Raw genomic sequence first — 19,929 nt, forward strand, 5'->3', positions numbered from 1 at the left:
CGCTCAAACAGTGCGATTTTTTAACGGTTCCCTTCGCTTGAATTTATGATTATTTTCTCCGTATGATATTCTTAGCTTCGATTGTTTGCTTGAAGGTTTCGCAAGATTTACAGTTGCAAGACACACAAAGCTCAAAAATCAGAGCAAACATCTCGCACGAATATCTAGACTCCGAAAATTAATAAATTCTAAGCTTGTGAACCTAAAATTGTGAACTCGTGCAACGCACTCAAACAGCACAATTTTTTAACGGTTCCCTTCGCTTGAATTTATGATTATTTTCTCCGTATGATCTTCTTAGCTTCGATCGTTTGCTTTAAGGTTTCGAGGTATTTAAAATTGCAGGACAAGGTTAGAAAATTGTTCATAATAATCACTAGACTAGGATAAAGGACGTGAGAAATAGATGGAAAATTGTAGGGTAAAATCACTAGACTAAGGGAAAACAAGGGTGTAAGAGGATAAAATTATAGCCACTAGATATCTAGTGGCTAGGTGTTTATTATTTTGCTTTGATTACAAGTTGTTGGTTTGGTCTTTGTAATTTTGCGTTTATGTCTTGTGGTAGATCGATTTTTGCTTCTTTACCTGCAGATTCAAGGTTTACTACATATTTGATTGCGTCGTGTTCTTCTTGTTCTTCAACTTGTGCTGCTTTACCATTTACATTGATTTTTGGTGCTTGTAAATTCAAGATTGTTTTTGCTTTTTCTGATGATTTTAAATCTTCTGGAATTTGTACGATGAAGTTTAATGTTTTAGGCATTTGTGCTACTTCAAGTGTAGTTTCTTTTTCTAATTCTTGATCATCAGCTGTTAATTTGTATGCAATTGTGTTTTGCAATACTTTTTGCAATTGTTCATTGCTCATTTGAGCTGTTAGGTCATTTACTAATACTTTTGAGCTGTAACCTTGTTCTTGTTCTTGAATTTTTGCATTCAATTCTTTGATTTTGTTGTTAGCATCGTTTAGGTTTTCGAGTGCAAATTTCTTATCTGTTTCTACTTCTTTTAATTTGCTTTCTAATTCTGATCCTTTTTGGTTAGAGCATGATGCTAATACAACCATTGATAGTACCAATAATACTGTTAAAAATTTCTTTTTCATATTTTCCTCCAATTAATTTATTCCAACTCTTTTATTATACTCTTATTTTCGGAAAATTCCAATATTTTTTCACAATTTGTTACAAATTTTATTGTCGTTAGTTATAGTTTATAATAATAATTATCATTGGAAAAATTGGCAATGATATGGTATAATAAGTAGCGTATATAATATATATAAAAAGGAGGGTATATTTATGAGTAACAATAATGACTTTAAGCCTTTTATTTCGGCCGATAAGGTTTTGCCAGAGCTTACACCGTTTTCTATTATTTTTGGTATTATTATGGCAATTGTATTTGGTGGAGCTAATGCATATTTAGGTCTTAGAGTTGGCTTGACAGTATCTGCATCAATTCCTGCTGCGGTTATTTCAATGGGAGTTATTAGATTGATTTTCAAGAGGGATTCTATTTTGGAGAACAACATCGTTCAAACTATAGGATCTGCAGGGGAATCAGTTGCTGCTGGTGCTATCTTTACAATGCCTGCATTATTTATTTGGATGAAGGAATGGAATCAACCAGCTCCATCATTAATCGAAATAGGGGTTATTACTCTTATTGGTGGTTTGCTTGGGGTTTTATTCATGGTTCCATTGAGAAATGCTTTAATAGTTAAGGAACATGGGGTTATTCCATATCCAGAAGGAACTGCTTGTGCAGAAGTTTTATTAGCAGGTGAAGAAGGTGGATCCAAGGCTAAGCTTGTATTTAAGGGTTTAGGTTTGGCTGCTGTATATAAATTCTTTGCTGATGGTTTGAAATTATTCCCATCTTCATTGTCAAAAGAAATTACAGTTAAATCTTTCTCAGGTGCTGGTATTGGTATCGACCCACTTCCATCTTTGGTAGGTGTTGGTTATATTTGTGGTCCTAAGATTTCTGGATATATGCTAAGTGGTGCAACTTTAGGTTGGTTAGTTATTATGCCACTTATGAAATTATTCGGTGGGGACAACATCATTGGTTCTGCTGATAAGGCTATTTCTTTAATGTCTGTAAAAGAAATTTGGGGTACTTATTTGAGATATATAGGAGCTGGTGCTGTAGCTACTGGTGGTATTATATCTTTAATCAAATCATTGCCACTTATTATCAGAACTTTCAGAGATGCAATGAAAGACTACAAGGCTCAAGGTTTGGGTACAGATTCAGTTCTTCGTACTGAAAAAGATTTGAGCATGAAATTCATAGGAATAGCTATTCTAGCTATCGCAGTTGTAATGGCTGTTTTACCAATTATTCCAGTTGGACCTATTGGCTCAATAATTATCGTTATATTTGGTTTCTTCTTTGCAACAGTATCATCACGTTTGGTTGGTCTTATTGGATCTTCTAACAACCCAGTTTCTGGTATGACTATCGCTGCTTTATTGATAACTTCAATATTAATCAAGGCTATGGGAAATACTGGTCACGATGGTATGATGATGGCAATTTCAATCGGTACTGTAATTTGTGTTATCGCTGCTATATCAGGGGATACTTCACAAGACTTAAAGACTGGTTTCTTGGTTGGAGCTACTCCATATAAACAACAAATTGGTGAATTAATCGGTGTTGGAGTATCTGCACTTGTAATCGGTGCTATCTTATGGTTATTAGATTCATCTTGGGGATATGGTTCAGAAGAACTTCCTGCACCACAAGGTATGTTGATGAAACTTATAATCGAAGGTGTAATGGGTGGATCACTTCCTTGGGGATTAGTTTTCGCAGGAGCATTCATCGCTATTGTTGTTGAAATTTTAGGAATTCCAGTATTGCCATTTGCAGTTGGTTTGTATTTACCAATTAACACTTCTTCTGCAATAATGACTGGTGGTTTGATTAGATTATTTATTGACAAGAGAAAAGTTAAAAATGAAGAACTTAGAAAAGAACAAGCAGAAAATGGTGTATTGTTTACATCTGGATTTATCGCAGGTGAAGGTGTTGTAGGTATTTTACTTGCTGCATTTGCTATAATTAAAATTGGTGACAAGACATTAGCAGATGTTCTTGACTTATCTTCAAAATTCAACATTGGTACAATTGGATCAATCATAGTATTCATATTGTTATTAGCAGTTTTAGTTAAAACTTGTATTAAGAATGTAAGTACTAATGAAAAGAAATAAAAATTTCCTAGAATTTATTCCTGAGGTTAATGAAAAAATAGAGTTTTATGAGAAAAATGAACTTGTGTATTTGAAAAAGAAGCACAATCATATTTTTGATAAGATTGCTCAAAAGATGTTCTTCACGCCAAAAGAATCCAACATCAAGCTTGAAGGTTACGGCAGTGATGTTTTCAGGATGATTGACGGAAAAGCCAATATTATAGAGATTGGGAGTAAATTAAAAGAAAAATACGGAGATGAGGTAGAACCTCTATACGAGAGACTATCCCAATTCATACAAATTTTATACAACAATGATATTGTTAAACTTAAAAAGAAGTCTGAATAAGGCTTCTTTTTTTTATGGGGATTGCAGTAGAAGGATAGAAAATGGTGCTGAGATTTCGTTAGACAACAATTGCAAGACACACAAGAGTAAAAACTATAGCAAACATCTCGCACGAATATCTTTGGGTAAAATTTAATAATTTCATTCGCTCAGCCTCACTTCAGAAATCTTCTTTTAAAAAAGCGAAATGAAGATTTCATCGTTCGAAGCGTCGCTCATGAAAAACATTAAATTTTATATGATGATATTCAGCTCGATTGTGGTGCTGTTGGGATAGCAGGATAGGTAAGAAATTGTGAAAAGATTTCACTAGACAACAGTTGAAGGGCAAACAAGGGTTGAGACCATAGCAAACATCTTGCACGAATATCTAGACTACGAAAATAAATAAATTCTAAGCTTGTGAACCTAAAATTGTGAACTCGTGCTACGCACTCAAACAGCACAATTTTTTAACGGTCCCCTTCGCTTGAATTTATGATTATTTTCTCCGTATGATATTCTTTGCTTCGATTGTTTGCTTAAAGATTCCGTGACTTTGAGGATTGAAGGATACACAAGGGTTGAGACCATAGCAAACATCTCGCACGAATATCTTTGGGTAAAATTTAATAATTTCATTCGCTCAGCCTCACTTCAGAAATCTTATTTTTAAAAAAAGTGAAATGAAGATTTCATCGTTCGAAGCGTCGCTCATGAAAAACATTAAATTTTATATGATGATATTCTTAGCTTCGATTGTTTGCTTAAAGGTTTCGCGAAAGTCATGGATTGCAGGACAAGGACGGAGAATTGCTTAGAAAAGTCGCTAGAAAAAAATTGCATTGCACACATTTGGTAGAAATTAAAAAAATAAAAGAAAATAGAAAAGCATAAAATTAATCAAAAAACAGATAGTCTTCTTTAAAAAATTACGGGGAAGGAAAATGAAGAAAATAGACACAAAAAAATAAGAGTCATTTTCCTTCTTCTGAAACAACTCTTATTTTCCAAGCACACTGTACTTAAACTGAGATTTTGGTTCAATCATTTCCTTATCCACTCCTTTATAGTAATCTATCAGATAAACTTGCTTTTCAAGATATAACGAATCAATCTTTAAATCTTTAATTAACTAAAGTTTTCGATATTTAGGATAAAATTTTAATGTTTAAGTTTAAGTGTTAAAAATGTTCTGGTTTTATTTGTCTTCAAATAAAACTGGTAGTATTCCTGCGATTTTTGTTTATATATCCTTTTCATCGGAATCAATAAACTAAAGTAACAGTTGTGCTTTACAATTAAGATATCTTTTATTGTAGTATATATATACCCACTGAAAACATTTTTAAACACTTTTTTGAAGTTTTTTTGAAAAAAATTAAAAAATTTTTGGAAAAAATTGATTTTGTTTGAAATTTCTCAAAATGAGGTATAATAAAAAAAACACATGATTTAATCATGCGCATATAAGAAAGGAGTAAGGGGAGCCAACTCTGGAAAATTTTGAAGGCATGAGAGTTTTCCCCTCTAACTTGTTAACTAATTTAGATGTGAAGTAATTGTTTGATTATGAACCAAAATACTGGAATAAATAGTGCTGGAATGTAATCCATGATTTTGAATTTTTTGATTTCTAGCATATCTATACCAAGGAGAACTATCAATAGTGATCCAACTACTGAGATGTTTTCAATTACTTCTGGTACTAAGACTTTGCTTAGCGATGTTGATAATAAAAATATTAGGCTGTTCATCACAAGTCCGACAACTCCGGAAAGTGCAACTGCAAATCCGTATGTTGCTGAGAACAAAAATGTTGTGATTACATCCAATATTATTTTGAATTGCATTATGTCGGCTGATCCACTTAGTCCCAAATTTAAAGGGGCAAGTATTGCCAATGATCCAATGTTTTGTAGCATTATTAATGCAATGGCGCCTCTCATAGACGAGCCAGACGATGCTGGAACTTTGTTTTGTAGGTATTCTACAAGGTGAGCTAATTTCTTGTCTAAATCAAGACCGTTACCTATTATAGCACCGATAACAAGTGAAATCAACATAAAAATAAAATTATTTGTCTTGACGCTTCCTTGTATTCCCATGATTAATATACAAACAGCTACAACGTCCATTATGCTTTTTATTAATTTTTTAGGCAGGAAAGATTTTAATAATCTTCCTAATAAAGCTGCAAGGGCAACTGCTCCAACATTTATTAATATGTATAACATCATATTCCTCCACGAATATAATAATATATTTTATTCAATTTGTAAAGGAATATTTTTATTAATTAACAATGTAATAGTTCAAAGTGATAAAAATATGTAAACTAAATATCACAATAAAATAATTTGCATAAAAGCTACATATTAAATAAGTAAAAATATATCAAAAATTTTTAAAATTTCAGGAGTTCGATATGAACGAAAATGTAGAATTAATCAAAACTAAAGAGATAAATTTCCTCAAAGAATTGGATAATTCTGTCATTAGATTTAGGCACAGCCTTCCTCATCACAATGACAATCTTCTGAATAAGTTTCTTGTGGAAAAGTTCATCGCTCAATCCAAGATTGATTTTTATGATGAATACAAAAGTTTATCTTCTCAATACAATTACATATACACTAAGAATAAGCTTGTTGAAGAAAGATGCGATGAAATTATTCGAATTTTTCAAGACATGGAAAATGATATGAAGTTTTTGGATGATTCTATTAAAAATTCTGGGGATATTGAAAGAGGTTTTAATTTTAGATTTTATTTGAAAAAAATCGCAGAGAGTTACAAGTTCTCCATGGATAATTCGAGAGATATCGACAAAAAAAGTAAAAGAGCTCATCTTAAATCAAAAAATAAGAGAGAGTTTATTATTAGTGAGTATTCCAAAGATCGAGTGTATTTGAATAGTGTTAAAAGAAGTTTGAAGCAAGTATACAAGAAGAAAATCAACACTGAGGTGAAGAAACTTAGTCGTGATTTGTACGATTTGAGAAAAAACATGAAGGTCAATCCCAAAGATTACGATACGAGATTTAAATTGATGTATCTCATTCCAGGTGTTGGGCAGCTTCAATTCAACCAACTTTACAAGTTTCTGATTATGATTGGAATTTTCTTGGTTGGTGTTTTCGTTCTTATCGGAGACTTTAAGATTGACAAGGTGGATGAATTTGTAATTGCGGTGCTTGTGGTTTTGGAGATTATCAATATAATAAATTACAAGAAAATCGTGAGGAATATTAATAAGGGAATAAGACCTAATAATTTCAGGGAGTCGATTATTAATATTAAGTTAAAAATCAGAGGTTTTTTTGTTGATAATACGAAGCTTATTTACTGGATATTGTGCGGTATTATTGGTGCTTTCAATATTTTCGTAGTTATCTCAACTATTATAGGAGAGGATTTGACTTTTGTTCTGAGAAATTACGACAGATTTTACACTCACTTTGATGTGAAGATAGTCATTGCATGTGTTTTACTTAGTGTGATGGTGTTTTCAATTGCGGAGATTGTTTCGTTAATTGTGTGGAGAATTTTTTCCAGAGTTGACAAGGAATTGAATCTTTTAATGTGTGTATTGTCAATATTATCATTATTTGTGTTGTTGATATTTCCAAATGATTTCTTATTTACGAAGATATTTGGAGTGTTTGACCAATACGTACTTCACGATCAAAGTTTGATGCTTATTTTCTGGTTGACTTTTTGGCTACTTATCGGGGCAATTACAGCTTTCAATGTGTATTCGATGCAAAAGATTGGATTTTTCTCTAATAATATCAACTATTTGATGCACAATGACGATATGAATAAATTTGAATATTACAGGTGGGTAGTTTTTCCAATTTATTCGAACAAGGTTAATTTGGTTACGATTTTGTTGAACTTCATTGCGTTTTATGTGATGTTTTGCTTTACGGGTGTGTATTTTGATCACATGATTGATATTTACAATGAGAATGCCATGGATGTTTTGGTATTTTATATTAGAAGATTGGACAGCAATTATTATTATTTGATTGGATTTATAATTGTGGCGATATTTTCGATTATTAATTTGTGCTGGGATATTATCACTAAGATTAGGGTTAGAAGGTAGTTATGAATATTGTATTTGAGAATTATAGTACGGATTATTTTGAAAGTTTAAATGGGAAAATCACACAAAATTGTCAGATTTTTTCAAATAAAATAACTTTGAACAAATTCATAGCGGTGTTGATGAATGTAAAATACGCAGATGGGAAGATGTTGATAGATGATGAGCTTGTAAACAATGTTATTTCGAAGTATCGCGGATTTTACGTTGTGGACGAGTTTATGTTGTATGAGCATTTGAATGTTTACGATAATTTGTCTTTGGTGTTGCGTTCGACGAAGATGAGCCCTGTGACAATTTACAGGAAAATCGAGAGCTTGAATGAAAGTTTGAATGTGGATTTGGATAATAAGTTAAGAGAGTGTGATGAAGATACTATAATCAAACTTTTTTATGCGAAGGTTATGCTTTCTGACAGTCGTTTTGCAATTATAAAAAATTACAATAATTACACAAAAATTTTTACCAAGAAAAATTTAAAAAAACTAACTCAAATGTTTGATGAAAAAAATATCAACTACATTATTTTGTGCGAAAAGAAGAAAAAATTAGTCGATGATTTGCCGATTTTAAAGCTGGGTAAGAGTAGTATTTCTGTTGTAAAATGATTTGAATGTTCTATTAAAATTATATATTTTTAGCTTTTTGAAAATATTTTATTATATATTTTCAGTGTTATTTCCGATCGATTTGTGGTAATATTTAATAGGAAATTATACTATAAATTGTAGTTGGATTTTCATAATCCACTATATACACGATAAAGGGAGTAATAATGGAAATAAAAAAGAGAGATGGCAATATTGTCGATTTTGACAGATCGAAGATAGAATTAGCCATGAAAAAAGCTTATGCTTCGGTGGGAATTTACGCAGAGCAAAATGAACTTGAAAGTATGGCACAAGAAATTGAAAATACTGTTGTTAACAAGTATCCGAAAAATCACGTGGTTACTGTGGAAGAAATCCAAGATTTGGTGGAACTAACTTTGATTGATCACGGTCAATACAAGGTTGTAAAATCATTTATTTTGTACCGTGCAAAACACACAACAGACAGAAAAGTTATAGAAGAATTCGAAAAATTCATTACAGATGATGATGTCATTGAAATAATTAGATACATTCAAGAAAATTACGATTCTACTAGATATTCTATCGAGAATTTGTATTTGAAGTTTGAATCGTTTGTTAAGCCTAATTTGTCACAATACGATATGGTTAATTTATTGTCCAAGGCTTCTGGAGAGCTTGTTAGCAAGGAAGCACCAAATTGGGAATATATTGCATCTTTGTTTATGAATTACAATTTGAAACAAAATATTAAGAAGTTGGAAATTCAATACGATCTTCAAGATTTCAAATCCAAGATTAAGTTTTTGGATGAGAGGGGATTGTATGGTTCATATATCAGAGAAGTTTACACGGACGATGATATTGACGAATTAGAAAAGTACATGGACGATGAAAGGGACAAATTATTCACTTTCAGTGCATTGGATTTGATTATCAAAAGATATTTGATTAAGACTCATGACAACAGAGTTATAGAATCTGCACAAGAGATGTTCATGGGAATTGCGATGCATTTGGCACTTAAAGAAAAGGATAGAATTCATTGGGCAAAGAAAATTTACGATAATTTGTCCAAACTAAAAGTGACTGTGGCAACTCCTACAATGAGTAACGCTAGAAAACCATTCAATCAATTGTCCAGTTGTTTCATCGACACTGTTCCTGATACGTTGGAAGGAATTTATCGTTCTATTAATAATTTCGCACAAGTTTCTAAGCATGGCGGAGGAATGGGATTGTATTTCGGAAAAGTTCGTGCAAATGGTTCCGACATTCGTGGCTTCCAAGGTGTTGCAGGTGGGGTAATCAGATGGATAAAACTTGCAAATGATACTGCTGTTGCAGTGGATCAATTGGGAGTGCGCCAAGGTTCTGTTGCGGTGTATTTGGATGTATGGCACAAGGATATATTGGAGTTTTTGCAACTTAGAACAAACAACGGTGATGACAGAATGAAGGCACACGATGTGTTCCCTTCTGTTTGTTATCCAGATTTGTTCTGGAAGATGGTTCGAGATGATATCGAGGGAACTTGGTATATGTTCGATCCACACGAAATTTCTGTGAAAAAAGGATATAACTTGGAAGATTATTATGGTGACGAATGGGAAAAAAGATACAATGAATGTGTGCTTGATGAAAGTATTTCCAGACGTAGCATAAAAGTAAAAGATTTGGTTAGACTTATCATAAAATCATGGACAGAAACAGGAACTCCATTCACATTTAACCGTGATACTGTAAATAGAATGAATCCAAATAAACACAAGGGAATGATTTATTCTTCTAATTTGTGTACAGAAATTATGCAAAATATGAGCGAAATTCATTCTATAAGTGAAACTATAGAAACAGAAGACGGAGACGATATTATAGTTACGAAAACAAAACCGGGAGATTTTGTTGTGTGTAATCTTGCTTCTCTTGTTTTGGGAAATATCGACGTGAACAATGATGAAGAATTAGAAGAAGTTGTGGAAACGGCTGTTAGAGGACTCGATAATGTTATTGATTTGAACTTCTATCCATTGGAATACGCAAAATACACTAACAAAAAATACCGTCCAATTGGACTTGGAACGAGTGGATATCATCACTGTTTAGTAAAAAATAATATTATGTATTCGGATGTTGAAAAACATTTGGAATTTGCAGATAAATTGTACGAAAAAATCAATTACTACGCGATAAAAGCAAGCAATAAAATCGCCAAGGAAAAGGGATCTTATGAATATTTTGAGGGATCTGATTGGGAAAATGGCGAATATTTCAAATTAAGAGATTACAATTCTGAAAAATGGAATGAATTGTATCACGATATTAAGAAAAATGGAATGAGAAATGGATATTTGATGGCGGTTGCACCAACTGGTTCTACATCTATAATCGCAGGAACAACTGCAGCAGTGGATCCAGTAATGAGCAGATACTTCCTTGAAGAAAAGAAAGGCACGATTGTTCCACGTGTTGCGCCAGGACTTAGTCCACAAACATTCTGGTTATATGAAAATGCACACGAATTGGACCAAAATATAACTGTGGATGCGACAAGTATCAGACAACGTCACATCGACCAAGGTCAATCCGTGAACATTTACATCACGACTGATTACACGATGAGAACAATATTAAACATCTATGTCAGAGCATGGGAAAAAGGAATCAAATCCATCTATTATGTTAGAAGTAAATCATTAGAAGTGGAGGACTGCGATAGCTGCAGCGCATAATTTTTATGAAAAAATTATTATTAATAATGTTGAGCTTTGCACTTATTTTAGGTGTAACGGGTTGCAACAAAAAACAAGAAAAAGTTGAAACAAAAGCTCCTGTAGAAAAAGTTCAACCAAAAGACGATTTGAATGGCAAAAAGCCAAGTGAAATTGATTCATCGATAAATTACGATGAGTATGTGGATTCAAAGGATAAATTAATCAAAGTTATCAAAAAATTACACGAAACTCGTGGCAAACAAGAGCTTGTGTTCTTGGGAAATGACAAATCACAAGTTGAAAATTTCATGAGTGAATACGACAAGAACGATAAGAAAACTGCCGAAGATAATTTGGTAGTTGGCGATATGAAATTTGTGAAGGATTCTTCTATTGGTAATCCGATTTTTTCTATGAAATTAAAATCAGTTTTGAATGAAGATTTCAGAGACAAGCCTTATAGCTTGGAATTCACTTACAAATACATCGACAAGTTAAACGAGTTAACGAAAAAAGTAAAAGCCGAGGATGATTTTGAAACGGTGAAAAATTTGGCGAAAGTTTTGATTGACGATTACAGATACGATCCACAACTTTCATCTACATTTGGTTGTGATTTGCTTTTAAACAAAGAGGGAACTTGTAATTCATTCAGTGAACTTGCAAATGATGTGTTAAATAATTGCGGAATTTATTCTGAAATTTGGTGGGTGGATTCAATGCCAGACGATGTGTTGGACAAAGTATCCAATCCATATAGAAATCACTCAATCGACAGAGCAAGATTAAATGGCAAGATGTATTTCTTGGATTTTACTCACTCTACGATTTCTCATAAAAACGCAAAAGACTACGGATTTCAAAATAGACCAAAACTTATAATGGAAATACTGCCAGAAGTAGAACGTGGCAAAAACCAATTGTACACAGGATACTCAAAAGTTCGTGAGCCTATTCTGGTCAACAAGGGTTTTTGTGATGGACATTACAGTATAGATAATCCTTACGCAAAATATTCTGATCTTGGATTAGGTTGGACAACTTACGATAAATTATTGGATAATTTACGCAAAAATCCGTACTTTAAATAGTAAAAAACAAAGTTTGTAAAAATTTTTTCAAAATAATTTCAAAAAAAGCTTGACAAAAGATTTTTGAGCGTGTATTATATATCCATAAGCAAAACAAATAAACATTAACGTTGATAAGAAGAGTAAACGATGAATGCTTTTACAGAGAGTCTCAGTTTGGTGGAATGAGATAAAGAATAGTTGTTGAAAATGGTCTTGGAGTTAGAAAAGTCGAACGGCATTTGCTTTTAAACTTTTCCGGTTGCATCCGATATCTTGTGCTAGGTATGAATACGTACTGAATAATGAGAAAATGCATATGTATATATGTATTTAAAAATAAGGTGGTAACGCGGATATATTCGCCCTTATGTGATGAATGTCACATAAGGGCTTTTTTTATTATAAAAATGAGGTGAGAGTATGATTGAAGTATTAAATTTGAAAAAAACTTTTAATACAAGTGAGAAAGAATTTAATGCAGTTGATGATGTAAGTTTCAAAGTTGATAGAGGTGAAATTTACGGAATAATTGGTTTGTCAGGAGCTGGCAAATCGACACTTGTTAGACTTTTAAATAGATTGGAAGAACCGACAAGTGGAAAGGTAATAATAGATGATGTTGACATAACATCGTTGAAGCAAAGGGAATTATTGGAAGCAAGAAAAGAAATCAGCATGATTTTCCAACATTTTAATCTATTTAATCAAAAAAATGTCTACGAAAACATTGCTTATCCATTGAAGCTTCAAAATATTCCAAAAAATGAAATAGAAAAAAGAGTTAACGAATTATTGGATTTCATTGGACTTAGAGACAGAGCAAAAAGCTATCCTAGTCAATTATCCGGTGGACAAAAACAAAGAGTTGCGATTGCAAGAGCATTATCCACAAATCCTAAGGTGATTTTGTCAGATGAATCTACAAGCGCACTTGATCCACAAAACACTCAACAAGTTTTGGAGATATTGAGAAAATCAGTAGACAAATACAAAACGACTATAATAATGATAACTCATCAAATGGAAGTTGCAAAAGATGTTTGTGACAGGATTGCAGTGATGGAAAATGGAAAAATCATCGAAGAAAATTCTGTAGAAGAATTATTCAAAAACCCAAAAACTGATGTCACAAGAAACTTCATAAGAAAACTTATCGAAGAGGATGAAGAAGAGATAATAACTGACGATTTTAAGGGAGATGTCGTTAGATTAACTTACTCAAAGAAATCCTACAACAAACCATTATTGTCACAAGCAGCGAGAATTTCCGGAATAGATTTCAGTATAATATCTGGAAATATCAACAAACTTCAATCCACAGGTGTTGGATACACAGTTGTTGAACTTATTGGTGAAAAAGAAAATATTCAAAAAGCAAAAGACTTTTTGACAGAAAATGATATTAGAGTAGAGGAGGTTAAATAATGGATGATTTATTACATTTGGTATTAGAAGCCACAGGCGAAACATTGTACATGATTTTAGTTAGTACGTTTTTCACAATTTTATTTGGCCTTCCATTGGCACTTATTTTATATACAACTGGACAATCTGGACTTAATCCAAAACCAAAACTATACGCGGTGTTGGATGTAATAGTTAACATTACAAGATCATTTCCATTCATCATATTGATGATTGTATTACTTCCACTTTCAAAGTTGATCGTAGGAACAAAAATCGGAACATCAGCATCTATCGTACCATTGACAGTCGGTGCAATTCCATTTTTGGCGAGATTATTCGAACAAGAATTCTTGAATGTGGATAGAGGAATTATCGAAGCGTCCAAATCAATGGGAGCAAGTAATTTTAACATATTGACAAGAGTGTTGATTCCAGAATCATTGCCACAATTAGTTTTGGCAATAACAAACTTAATGATAACATTGATTGGATATTCTGCAATGGCAGGAACAATCGGTGGAGGAGGATTGGGAGCCTTGGCAAAAAGATACGGCTACGACAGATTCAACACAGAAGTATTATTGTGGGCAGTAGTTGTAATTATAATCTTGGTTGAAATTGTACAAATATCAGGTACAAAAATTTCAAATAAATTAAACAAAAAAAACATATAGGAGAGGTAAAAATGAAAAAGAAAATTTTATTAGTAGTATTGGCATTAGCATTGGTATTAACATCATGCGCTAAAAAAGAAGGAAAAAAAGAAGACGGACAAAAAACAAGCACAGACAGTAAAAAGGTTGTGATTGGAGTATCTCCAGCACCTCACAAAGAAATAGCAGAAAAAGCAAAAGAAATCTTAGCAAAAGAAGGAATAGATTTGGAAATCAAAGAATTTGATGATTATGTAACACCTAACACATCACTTCAAGAAAAAGATATCGACTTGAACTTTTACCAACACATTCCTTACTTGGATAACTTCAACAAGGAAAGAGGAACAAAATTAGTATCATTGGGAGCAGTTCACTTGGAACCAATGGGAATATATTCTAAAAAATACAAATCACTTGATGAATTAAAAGATGGGGACGAAGTTATAATTCCAAACGATGCTACAAATGGAGCAAGAGCATTAAAAATATTAGAAGATAACAAAGTAATCAAATTAAAAGAAAATGCAGGGTTAGAAGCTACTGAAAAAGATATTGCAGAAAATCCAAAGAACTTGAAATTCACAGCTGTTGAAGCAGCAACAATTCCAAGAGCATACGAAGACGCTGCAATTGCTGTAATCAATTCAAACTTTGCATTAGAAGCAAAATTATCACCAAAGAAAGATGCTATTGCAATCGAAAAATCAGAAGGAAACCCATTTGCAAACATCATAGCTGCAAGAGAAGAAGACAAAGACAACGAAACTTACAAGAAAGTATTGCAAGCTTTCGAATCAGACGAAGTTAGAAAATATATCGAAGAAAAATTTGATGGAGAAATAATTCCAGCAAAATAGAAATAATTACGGGGGAGATTGAAAATGAGTTTACACGTACCATTTAGATATGACTATGTAGGTAGTTTTTTGAGAAATGAAAAATTATTAAAGGCAAGATCAGATTACGAAAAAGAAATTATCACAAAAAAAGAATTAAAAGAAATAGAAGATGAATGCATCAAAGAGTTGATCAATAAACAAAAAGAATTGGGATATCACGTAATAACTGATGGAGAATTCAGAAGAAAAAGCTGGCATTTGGATTTCTTCTGGGGACTTAATGGAATTAAAAGAGTTGAACTTGACCATGGATATTATTTCCATGGCAAGGAAACTTATCACACATCCGTACAAGTTGAAGGGAAAATCACAGGAGAAAATCATCCATTTGTAGAACATTTCAAATTCGTAAAACAATTTGAAGATGACAATACAATTGCGAAACAAACAATACCTGCACCAGCACAATTACTTGTAGAATTATTCAGAGAAGATAATGCAAAGATAACTAACGAAATCTATCCAGATTACGAAAAGTTGGAACAAGATATTGCGAAAGCTTACAAACAAGTTATCAAAGATTTGTATGATGCAGGATGCAGAAACATACAACTTGACGATTGCACATGGGGAATGTTAGTAGATTCTGATTATATCAACAGAAAATACGGCGAAGCAGTTTCATTAGATGATGAAGCTAACAAATATTTGAGAATAAACAACTTGGCACTTGAAGACAGACCAGAAGATTTGACGATTACAACTCATGTGTGCAGAGGAAATTACGAATCAACTTATGCAGCAAGTGGTGCATACGATAAAATTGCACAAATTTTATTCGCACAAGAAAACGTAGATGCATTCTATCTTGAATACGACGATGAAAGATCCGGCGGATTTGAACCATTAAAATACGTTTCTGGAGATAAAAAAGTTGTTCTCGGACTTATCACTTCAAAAAGAGGAGAACTCGAAGATGAAGATGAAGTTATCGCTAGAATTCACAAAGCATCTGAATTCATATCTCTTGACAGATTGTGTCTAAGTCCACAATGCGGATTCGCATCTAACGAAAATGGAAACATATTAACAGTTGACCAACAATGGGAAAAGCTAAAATTAATCAAAAAAATAGCTGAAAAAGTTTGGGGAAAATAAGCAATCATATCTATCTCATTTTTATAAATTGCAGGCAATGAAAATTGCCTGTAATTTTTTTGAGAAAAAGGAAAGGTGAGCTTATTATCTGCTCACCTTGAAAAAATATGAAAGTACTAATGGACGGTAAGTACCTTCGGTTGTAATCTAATTATAATACAAAATCGATTTTTGTAAAATGTTTTATTCTATGTTAGGATTTTTGATTTTTGGGTATATATAATTTAATAATATAAGAGAAACGTTGCGGTCATTTTGCAAACGATATTATTAATATTGTGTGGCAAATTTACTTATCCAATTTGCATATAAAACTATGCAATAAAAATGCAAATGTTTTCTTATAAATAATAGGAGGCACAATTATGAAATCTTATCCAACAAACAAAATTAGAAATCTTAGCTTGGTTGGGCATAGCGGAAGTGGAAAAACTCAACTCACTGAAGCATGCCTATACTTAACAAATGTGATTAACAGAGTCGGAAAAGTTGAGGACAAAAACACAGTTTCTGACTATTCTAAGCAAGAAATGAAGAGGGGTATTTCTATATCCAGCTCTGTTATTCCAATCGAACACAATGACATAAAAATCAATTTCATAGACACTCCGGGCTATTTTGATTTCGAAAGAGAAGTGTATCAATCACTAAGAGCATCCGAAGCAGCGCTTATAGTTATCGATGCTGTTAATGGAATAGAAGTAGGAACAGAAAAAGTTCTTCGTTACACTCAATCAATAGATCTTCCAAGAATTATTTTCGTAAATAAAATGGAAAAAGAACACGCTAATTTCAACAAATGCGTGAGTGATTTGCACATTAAATTTGGAAACAACATTATTCCATTTACATTGACTCTTGGTGAAGGTGAAGACTTCAAGGGAGTTATCGATGTTATCGATAAAAAAGCATACGAGTACAATGGTTTCGAATTCAAAGAAGTTCCTATTCCAGAAGACAGAGTGGATGAAGTTAATGTCGTATTCGATGAAATTTGTGAAGTTGTCGCTCAAACAGACGATGATTTGATGGAAAAATATTTCAACGGAGAAGAATTTACACACGAAGAATTCAAAAAAGCTTTGGTATCAGCATTACTTGAAGGTACTTGCGTACCACTTATCGCAGGTAGTGCACTTACAGGAATTGGTGTTGATGTTTTATTAGAAATCATCGAAAAATACATGCCAACACCAGACGACGAAAGAGCAAAATACGGATTCAGACATGCTGACGACAAACAACGTAAGTTCTCTGTTGACGAACCAATGAGTGCGGTTGTATTCAAGACAATTGTGGATCCTTTTGTTGGAAAGATTTCGATTTTCAAAGTTATTTCAGGTAAAATTACGAAAGATACTTTAATATATAATTCAAGCAAGGAAGTTGAAGAAAAACTTGGAGATTTGTTCTTTTTACGTGGTAAGGAACAAATCAAGACTGATGAAGTTCACGCAGGAGATATCGGTGCGATTAGCAAATTAGTTGAAACAGAAACTGGAGATACTATTTCTGATAAGAATGATCCAACTGTTTACAAACGTTTGAAATTAAAACCTGCAACATTATTCTTTGCAATTCAACCAAAATCAAAATCAGATGACGATAAGATTTCAAGTGCATTAAACAAGTTGCAAACTGAAGATTTGTCATTTGTATCTGAAAGAAATAATGAAACTAAGCAATTATTAATCGGTGGACGTGGTAATGTTCAACTTCAAGTAATGATGGATAGATTAAAAGATGAATACCAAGTAGAAACAGAAGTTGTTCCATTGAGAATTGCTTATCGTGAAACTATCAAAGGCAAATCAGATGTAGAAGGAAAACACAAAAAACAATCTGGTGGTGCTGGACAATTTGCGGATGTATTCATTAGATTTGAACCATTGACAGATTCTGAAGAAAACTTCGTATTTGAAGAAGAAGTATTCGGTGGAGCCGTTCCTAAGAATTTCTTCCCAGCAGTTGAAAAAGGTTTGGAAGAATCCTTGGAAAAGGGACCTTTGGCAGGATATCCAGTAGTTGGTGTCAAGGCAATACTTTACGATGGAAAATATCACCCAGTAGATTCAAACGAAATGGCATTCAAGATCGCAGCCCAAATCGCATTCAAAAAAGGTATCGAAGAAGCGAAGCCAATTTTATTAGAACCTATTATGAAAGTTACAATCAAAATCCCTGAAGAATACATGGGAGATGTAATGGGAGATATGAACAAACGTCGTGGTAAAATATTGGGAATGGAATCTGACGAAGACGGTAACCAAGTAGTAATCGCAGAAGCTCCTCACAAAGAATTGTTCGAATACTCAATAGATTTGAGATCAATGACTCAAGCAAGAGGAGAATTTGAAATGGAATTTGTAAGATATGATGAAGTTCCTTCAAATGTTACAGAAGAAATAATTAAAGAACAATAAAATTAGAGATGCCCTTATCGTGTGATAGGGGCATTTTTTTGTGAGAAGTTTATCTGTATATAGCAAGATTTACATTTCTGCACACACGTAGGTGGTACTGGCAACGAAAAAGAACACCAACGTCATCCAATTGTAGGTGATAATGTCGTAATTGGAACTGGAGCGACTGTCTTGGGACCGATTAAAATTGGAGATCGTGCGAAAATCGGTGCAGGTGCAGTTGTTTTACATGATGTTCCAAGTGATTGCACAGCAGTTGGAATGCCTGCAAAAATAATAAGACACCATTAATAATGAATTTAAATCTCTTTGGTAATTAAATTTGCTGAGGAGATTTTTATTTTATGGTAGAATGGATTTATAAGCTAGCAGGAGGAATTTATGAAAAAGAAAATATTTGCAATTGTAATGATGCTTTTAATGTTGTGCTCATGTAGCATTGGAAAAAGAGAAGTGTATTTGTATGGAGAAGATCACGATATAAAACCTATTTATAATGAAGAGTTAAACATTTTGAGAGATTACTACAAAAAAGGTGGCAGGAATTATTTTTTGGAGTATCCTCATTATTGTGCACAATATCTTAATTTGTGGATGAAATCAGATAATGATGAGTATTTGAACAAAATGTTTGATTTTTTTAAAGAATACGGAAATTATGATTATGATTACACTATTGAATTTTATAAAACTATTAAGAAAGAAATGAACGATATTAGATTCTACGGTGTCGATGTGGGGCATGCTTATGATATCATCGGCAAGGATTACCTAAAATTAGCAAAAGAAAAGGGCGACAAAGAAGATATTGAACTTACTGAAAGAGCGATAGAACAAGGCAAGAATTTCTATGATAAGGAAAAAGTTGATGACTTAAAAGCCAGTGAGTACAGAGACAAAATGATGGCAGAAAACTTCATGGATACATATAACAAGACAAAAAGAGATGTTATTGGATTTTTTGGATTGGGTCATATAGATGGAACACGTTATATTAACGATTATATGATGAAAAATTTACAAGACAAAATTAAAAATATTCACACTGTTAATTTGTTGAAAAGTAAAAATCTCAAACCAATCTCAACAGAAAAAATCACATACAATGGAAGAGAATTTGAAGCGGATTTTTATGGAATTATAAGTCACAAGTACTCTCCATATCCTCACGAAAAATTATACCGAATTAAAGATACGGAATACTTCAAAGATTTCACGACAACAGGTTACAATCAATCATTTCCGTATAATTTCAGCTTTGAAAAAGGAGACATCATATTAACCAGACAATACAACGATAAGGAACAAAAAGATGTCGTTATACGCGTTACAAGTGACGGATCAGAAGAACTTTTCTTAGCAGACTACATTCAACCAAAATAATTAAAAACAACACACTAAAAAATCATCCTCTAATTTAATATAGAGGATGA

The 19,929-nt window shown here is 32.7% G+C and carries 14 protein-coding genes, 1 pseudogene and 1 other annotated feature; of the genes and pseudogenes, 13 read left to right on the forward strand and 2 right to left on the reverse strand.

Annotated elements, in window-relative coordinates:
• Positions 1 to 502: 502 nt before the first annotated feature.
• Positions 503 to 1,108 (reverse strand): hypothetical protein, encoded by a 606-nt coding sequence (locus ACU68Y_RS07205; protein WP_446755784.1) that lies wholly within the window; start codon positions 1,106 to 1,108, stop codon positions 503 to 505.
• Between the two features lie 196 nt (positions 1,109 to 1,304).
• On the opposite strand from ACU68Y_RS07205, the gene ACU68Y_RS07210 reads away from it, so the two are divergent.
• Both ACU68Y_RS07210 and ACU68Y_RS07215 read left to right on the forward strand, forming a co-directional pair.
• Positions 1,305 to 3,230, forward strand: a complete 1,926-nt coding sequence (locus tag ACU68Y_RS07210) for an OPT family oligopeptide transporter (protein WP_446755785.1) — start codon at positions 1,305 to 1,307, stop codon at positions 3,228 to 3,230.
• Positions 3,217 to 3,561: a PqqD family protein gene (locus tag ACU68Y_RS07215; protein WP_002840974.1), complete on the forward strand. Its 345-nt coding sequence runs from the start codon at positions 3,217 to 3,219 to the stop codon at positions 3,559 to 3,561. The genes ACU68Y_RS07210 and ACU68Y_RS07215 overlap by 14 nt, the downstream gene beginning before the upstream one ends.
• A 1,526-nt stretch (positions 3,562 to 5,087) precedes the next feature.
• Here the strand turns inward: ACU68Y_RS07215 and ACU68Y_RS07220 are convergent.
• Positions 5,088 to 5,777 (reverse strand): DUF554 domain-containing protein, encoded by a 690-nt coding sequence (locus tag ACU68Y_RS07220; protein WP_002840074.1) that lies wholly within the window; start codon positions 5,775 to 5,777, stop codon positions 5,088 to 5,090.
• Positions 5,778 to 5,968: 191 nt separating this feature from the next.
• Here ACU68Y_RS07220 and ACU68Y_RS07225 point away from each other — a divergent pair, with 191 nt between their 5' ends.
• The 11 genes and pseudogenes from ACU68Y_RS07225 to ACU68Y_RS07275 all read left to right on the forward strand — a co-directional run bounded on the left by ACU68Y_RS07225 (position 5,969) and on the right by ACU68Y_RS07275 (position 19,879).
• Positions 5,969 to 7,654: a hypothetical protein gene (locus tag ACU68Y_RS07225; RefSeq protein WP_002840076.1), complete on the forward strand. Its 1,686-nt coding sequence runs from the start codon at positions 5,969 to 5,971 to the stop codon at positions 7,652 to 7,654.
• 2 nt (positions 7,655 to 7,656) lie between these two features.
• Positions 7,657 to 8,262 (forward strand): ABC transporter ATP-binding protein, encoded by a 606-nt coding sequence (locus ACU68Y_RS07230; protein ID WP_446755786.1) that lies wholly within the window; start codon positions 7,657 to 7,659, stop codon positions 8,260 to 8,262.
• 167 nt (positions 8,263 to 8,429) lie between these two features.
• Entirely contained in the window at positions 8,430 to 10,958 is a 2,529-nt protein-coding gene (locus ACU68Y_RS07235; protein ID WP_446755787.1) for a ribonucleoside-diphosphate reductase subunit alpha, read from the forward strand.
• Between the two features lie 5 nt (positions 10,959 to 10,963).
• A complete protein-coding gene (locus ACU68Y_RS07240; RefSeq protein ID WP_446755788.1) occupies positions 10,964 to 12,031 on the forward strand; it encodes a hypothetical protein in 1,068 nt (355 codons plus the stop codon).
• 101 nt (positions 12,032 to 12,132) lie between these two features.
• Positions 12,133 to 12,383: a binding site (T-box leader), on the forward strand.
• 50 nt (positions 12,384 to 12,433) lie between these two features.
• Positions 12,434 to 13,438 carry a methionine ABC transporter ATP-binding protein gene (locus ACU68Y_RS07245; protein WP_446755789.1) on the forward strand — a complete coding sequence of 335 codons (1,005 nt, stop codon included), beginning with the start codon at positions 12,434 to 12,436 and terminating at the stop codon, positions 13,436 to 13,438.
• Positions 13,438 to 14,094, forward strand: coding sequence for a methionine ABC transporter permease (locus ACU68Y_RS07250; RefSeq protein WP_002837139.1), 657 nt, complete (start codon positions 13,438 to 13,440; stop codon positions 14,092 to 14,094). The genes ACU68Y_RS07245 and ACU68Y_RS07250 overlap by 1 nt, the downstream gene beginning before the upstream one ends.
• Before the next feature lie 11 nt (positions 14,095 to 14,105).
• Positions 14,106 to 14,933: a MetQ/NlpA family ABC transporter substrate-binding protein gene (locus tag ACU68Y_RS07255; protein ID WP_002837241.1), complete on the forward strand. Its 828-nt coding sequence runs from the start codon at positions 14,106 to 14,108 to the stop codon at positions 14,931 to 14,933.
• Between the two features lie 24 nt (positions 14,934 to 14,957).
• Entirely contained in the window at positions 14,958 to 16,073 is a 1,116-nt protein-coding gene (locus ACU68Y_RS07260) for a 5-methyltetrahydropteroyltriglutamate--homocysteine S-methyltransferase (RefSeq protein ID WP_446755790.1), read from the forward strand.
• A gap of 365 nt (positions 16,074 to 16,438) precedes the next feature.
• Positions 16,439 to 18,496, forward strand: a complete 2,058-nt coding sequence (gene fusA / locus ACU68Y_RS07265; RefSeq protein ID WP_012290978.1) for an elongation factor G — start codon at positions 16,439 to 16,441, stop codon at positions 18,494 to 18,496.
• An 87-nt stretch (positions 18,497 to 18,583) separates the two neighbouring features.
• Positions 18,584 to 18,787, forward strand: a pseudogene (locus ACU68Y_RS07270) (serine O-acetyltransferase); the annotation flags it as partial.
• Between the two features lie 90 nt (positions 18,788 to 18,877).
• Entirely contained in the window at positions 18,878 to 19,879 is a 1,002-nt protein-coding gene (locus ACU68Y_RS07275) for a hypothetical protein (RefSeq protein WP_094225913.1), read from the forward strand.
• Positions 19,880 to 19,929: the final 50 nt, after the last annotated feature.

The sequence above is a fragment of the Finegoldia sp. P1-F-LS genome, assembly GCF_052932205.1.

Bases quoted from the DNA above. Each gene is read 5' to 3' on its own strand.
- ACU68Y_RS07205 (WP_446755784.1), bottom strand. From the start codon at position 1,108: ATGAAAAAGAAATTTTTAACAGTATTATTGGTACTATCAATGGTTGTA.
- ACU68Y_RS07210 (WP_446755785.1), top strand. From the start codon at position 1,305: ATGAGTAACAATAATGACTTTAAGCCTTTTATTTCGGCCGATAAGGTT.
- ACU68Y_RS07215 (WP_002840974.1), top strand. From the start codon at position 3,217: ATGAAAAGAAATAAAAATTTCCTAGAATTTATTCCTGAGGTTAATGAA.
- ACU68Y_RS07220 (WP_002840074.1), bottom strand. From the start codon at position 5,777: ATGTTATACATATTAATAAATGTTGGAGCAGTTGCCCTTGCAGCTTTA.
- ACU68Y_RS07225 (WP_002840076.1), top strand. From the start codon at position 5,969: ATGAACGAAAATGTAGAATTAATCAAAACTAAAGAGATAAATTTCCTC.
- ACU68Y_RS07230 (WP_446755786.1), top strand. From the start codon at position 7,657: ATGAATATTGTATTTGAGAATTATAGTACGGATTATTTTGAAAGTTTA.
- ACU68Y_RS07235 (WP_446755787.1), top strand. From the start codon at position 8,430: ATGGAAATAAAAAAGAGAGATGGCAATATTGTCGATTTTGACAGATCG.
- ACU68Y_RS07240 (WP_446755788.1), top strand. From the start codon at position 10,964: ATGAAAAAATTATTATTAATAATGTTGAGCTTTGCACTTATTTTAGGT.
- ACU68Y_RS07245 (WP_446755789.1), top strand. From the start codon at position 12,434: ATGATTGAAGTATTAAATTTGAAAAAAACTTTTAATACAAGTGAGAAA.
- ACU68Y_RS07250 (WP_002837139.1), top strand. From the start codon at position 13,438: ATGGATGATTTATTACATTTGGTATTAGAAGCCACAGGCGAAACATTG.
- ACU68Y_RS07255 (WP_002837241.1), top strand. From the start codon at position 14,106: ATGAAAAAGAAAATTTTATTAGTAGTATTGGCATTAGCATTGGTATTA.
- ACU68Y_RS07260 (WP_446755790.1), top strand. From the start codon at position 14,958: ATGAGTTTACACGTACCATTTAGATATGACTATGTAGGTAGTTTTTTG.
- fusA (WP_012290978.1), top strand. From the start codon at position 16,439: ATGAAATCTTATCCAACAAACAAAATTAGAAATCTTAGCTTGGTTGGG.
- ACU68Y_RS07275 (WP_094225913.1), top strand. From the start codon at position 18,878: ATGAAAAAGAAAATATTTGCAATTGTAATGATGCTTTTAATGTTGTGC.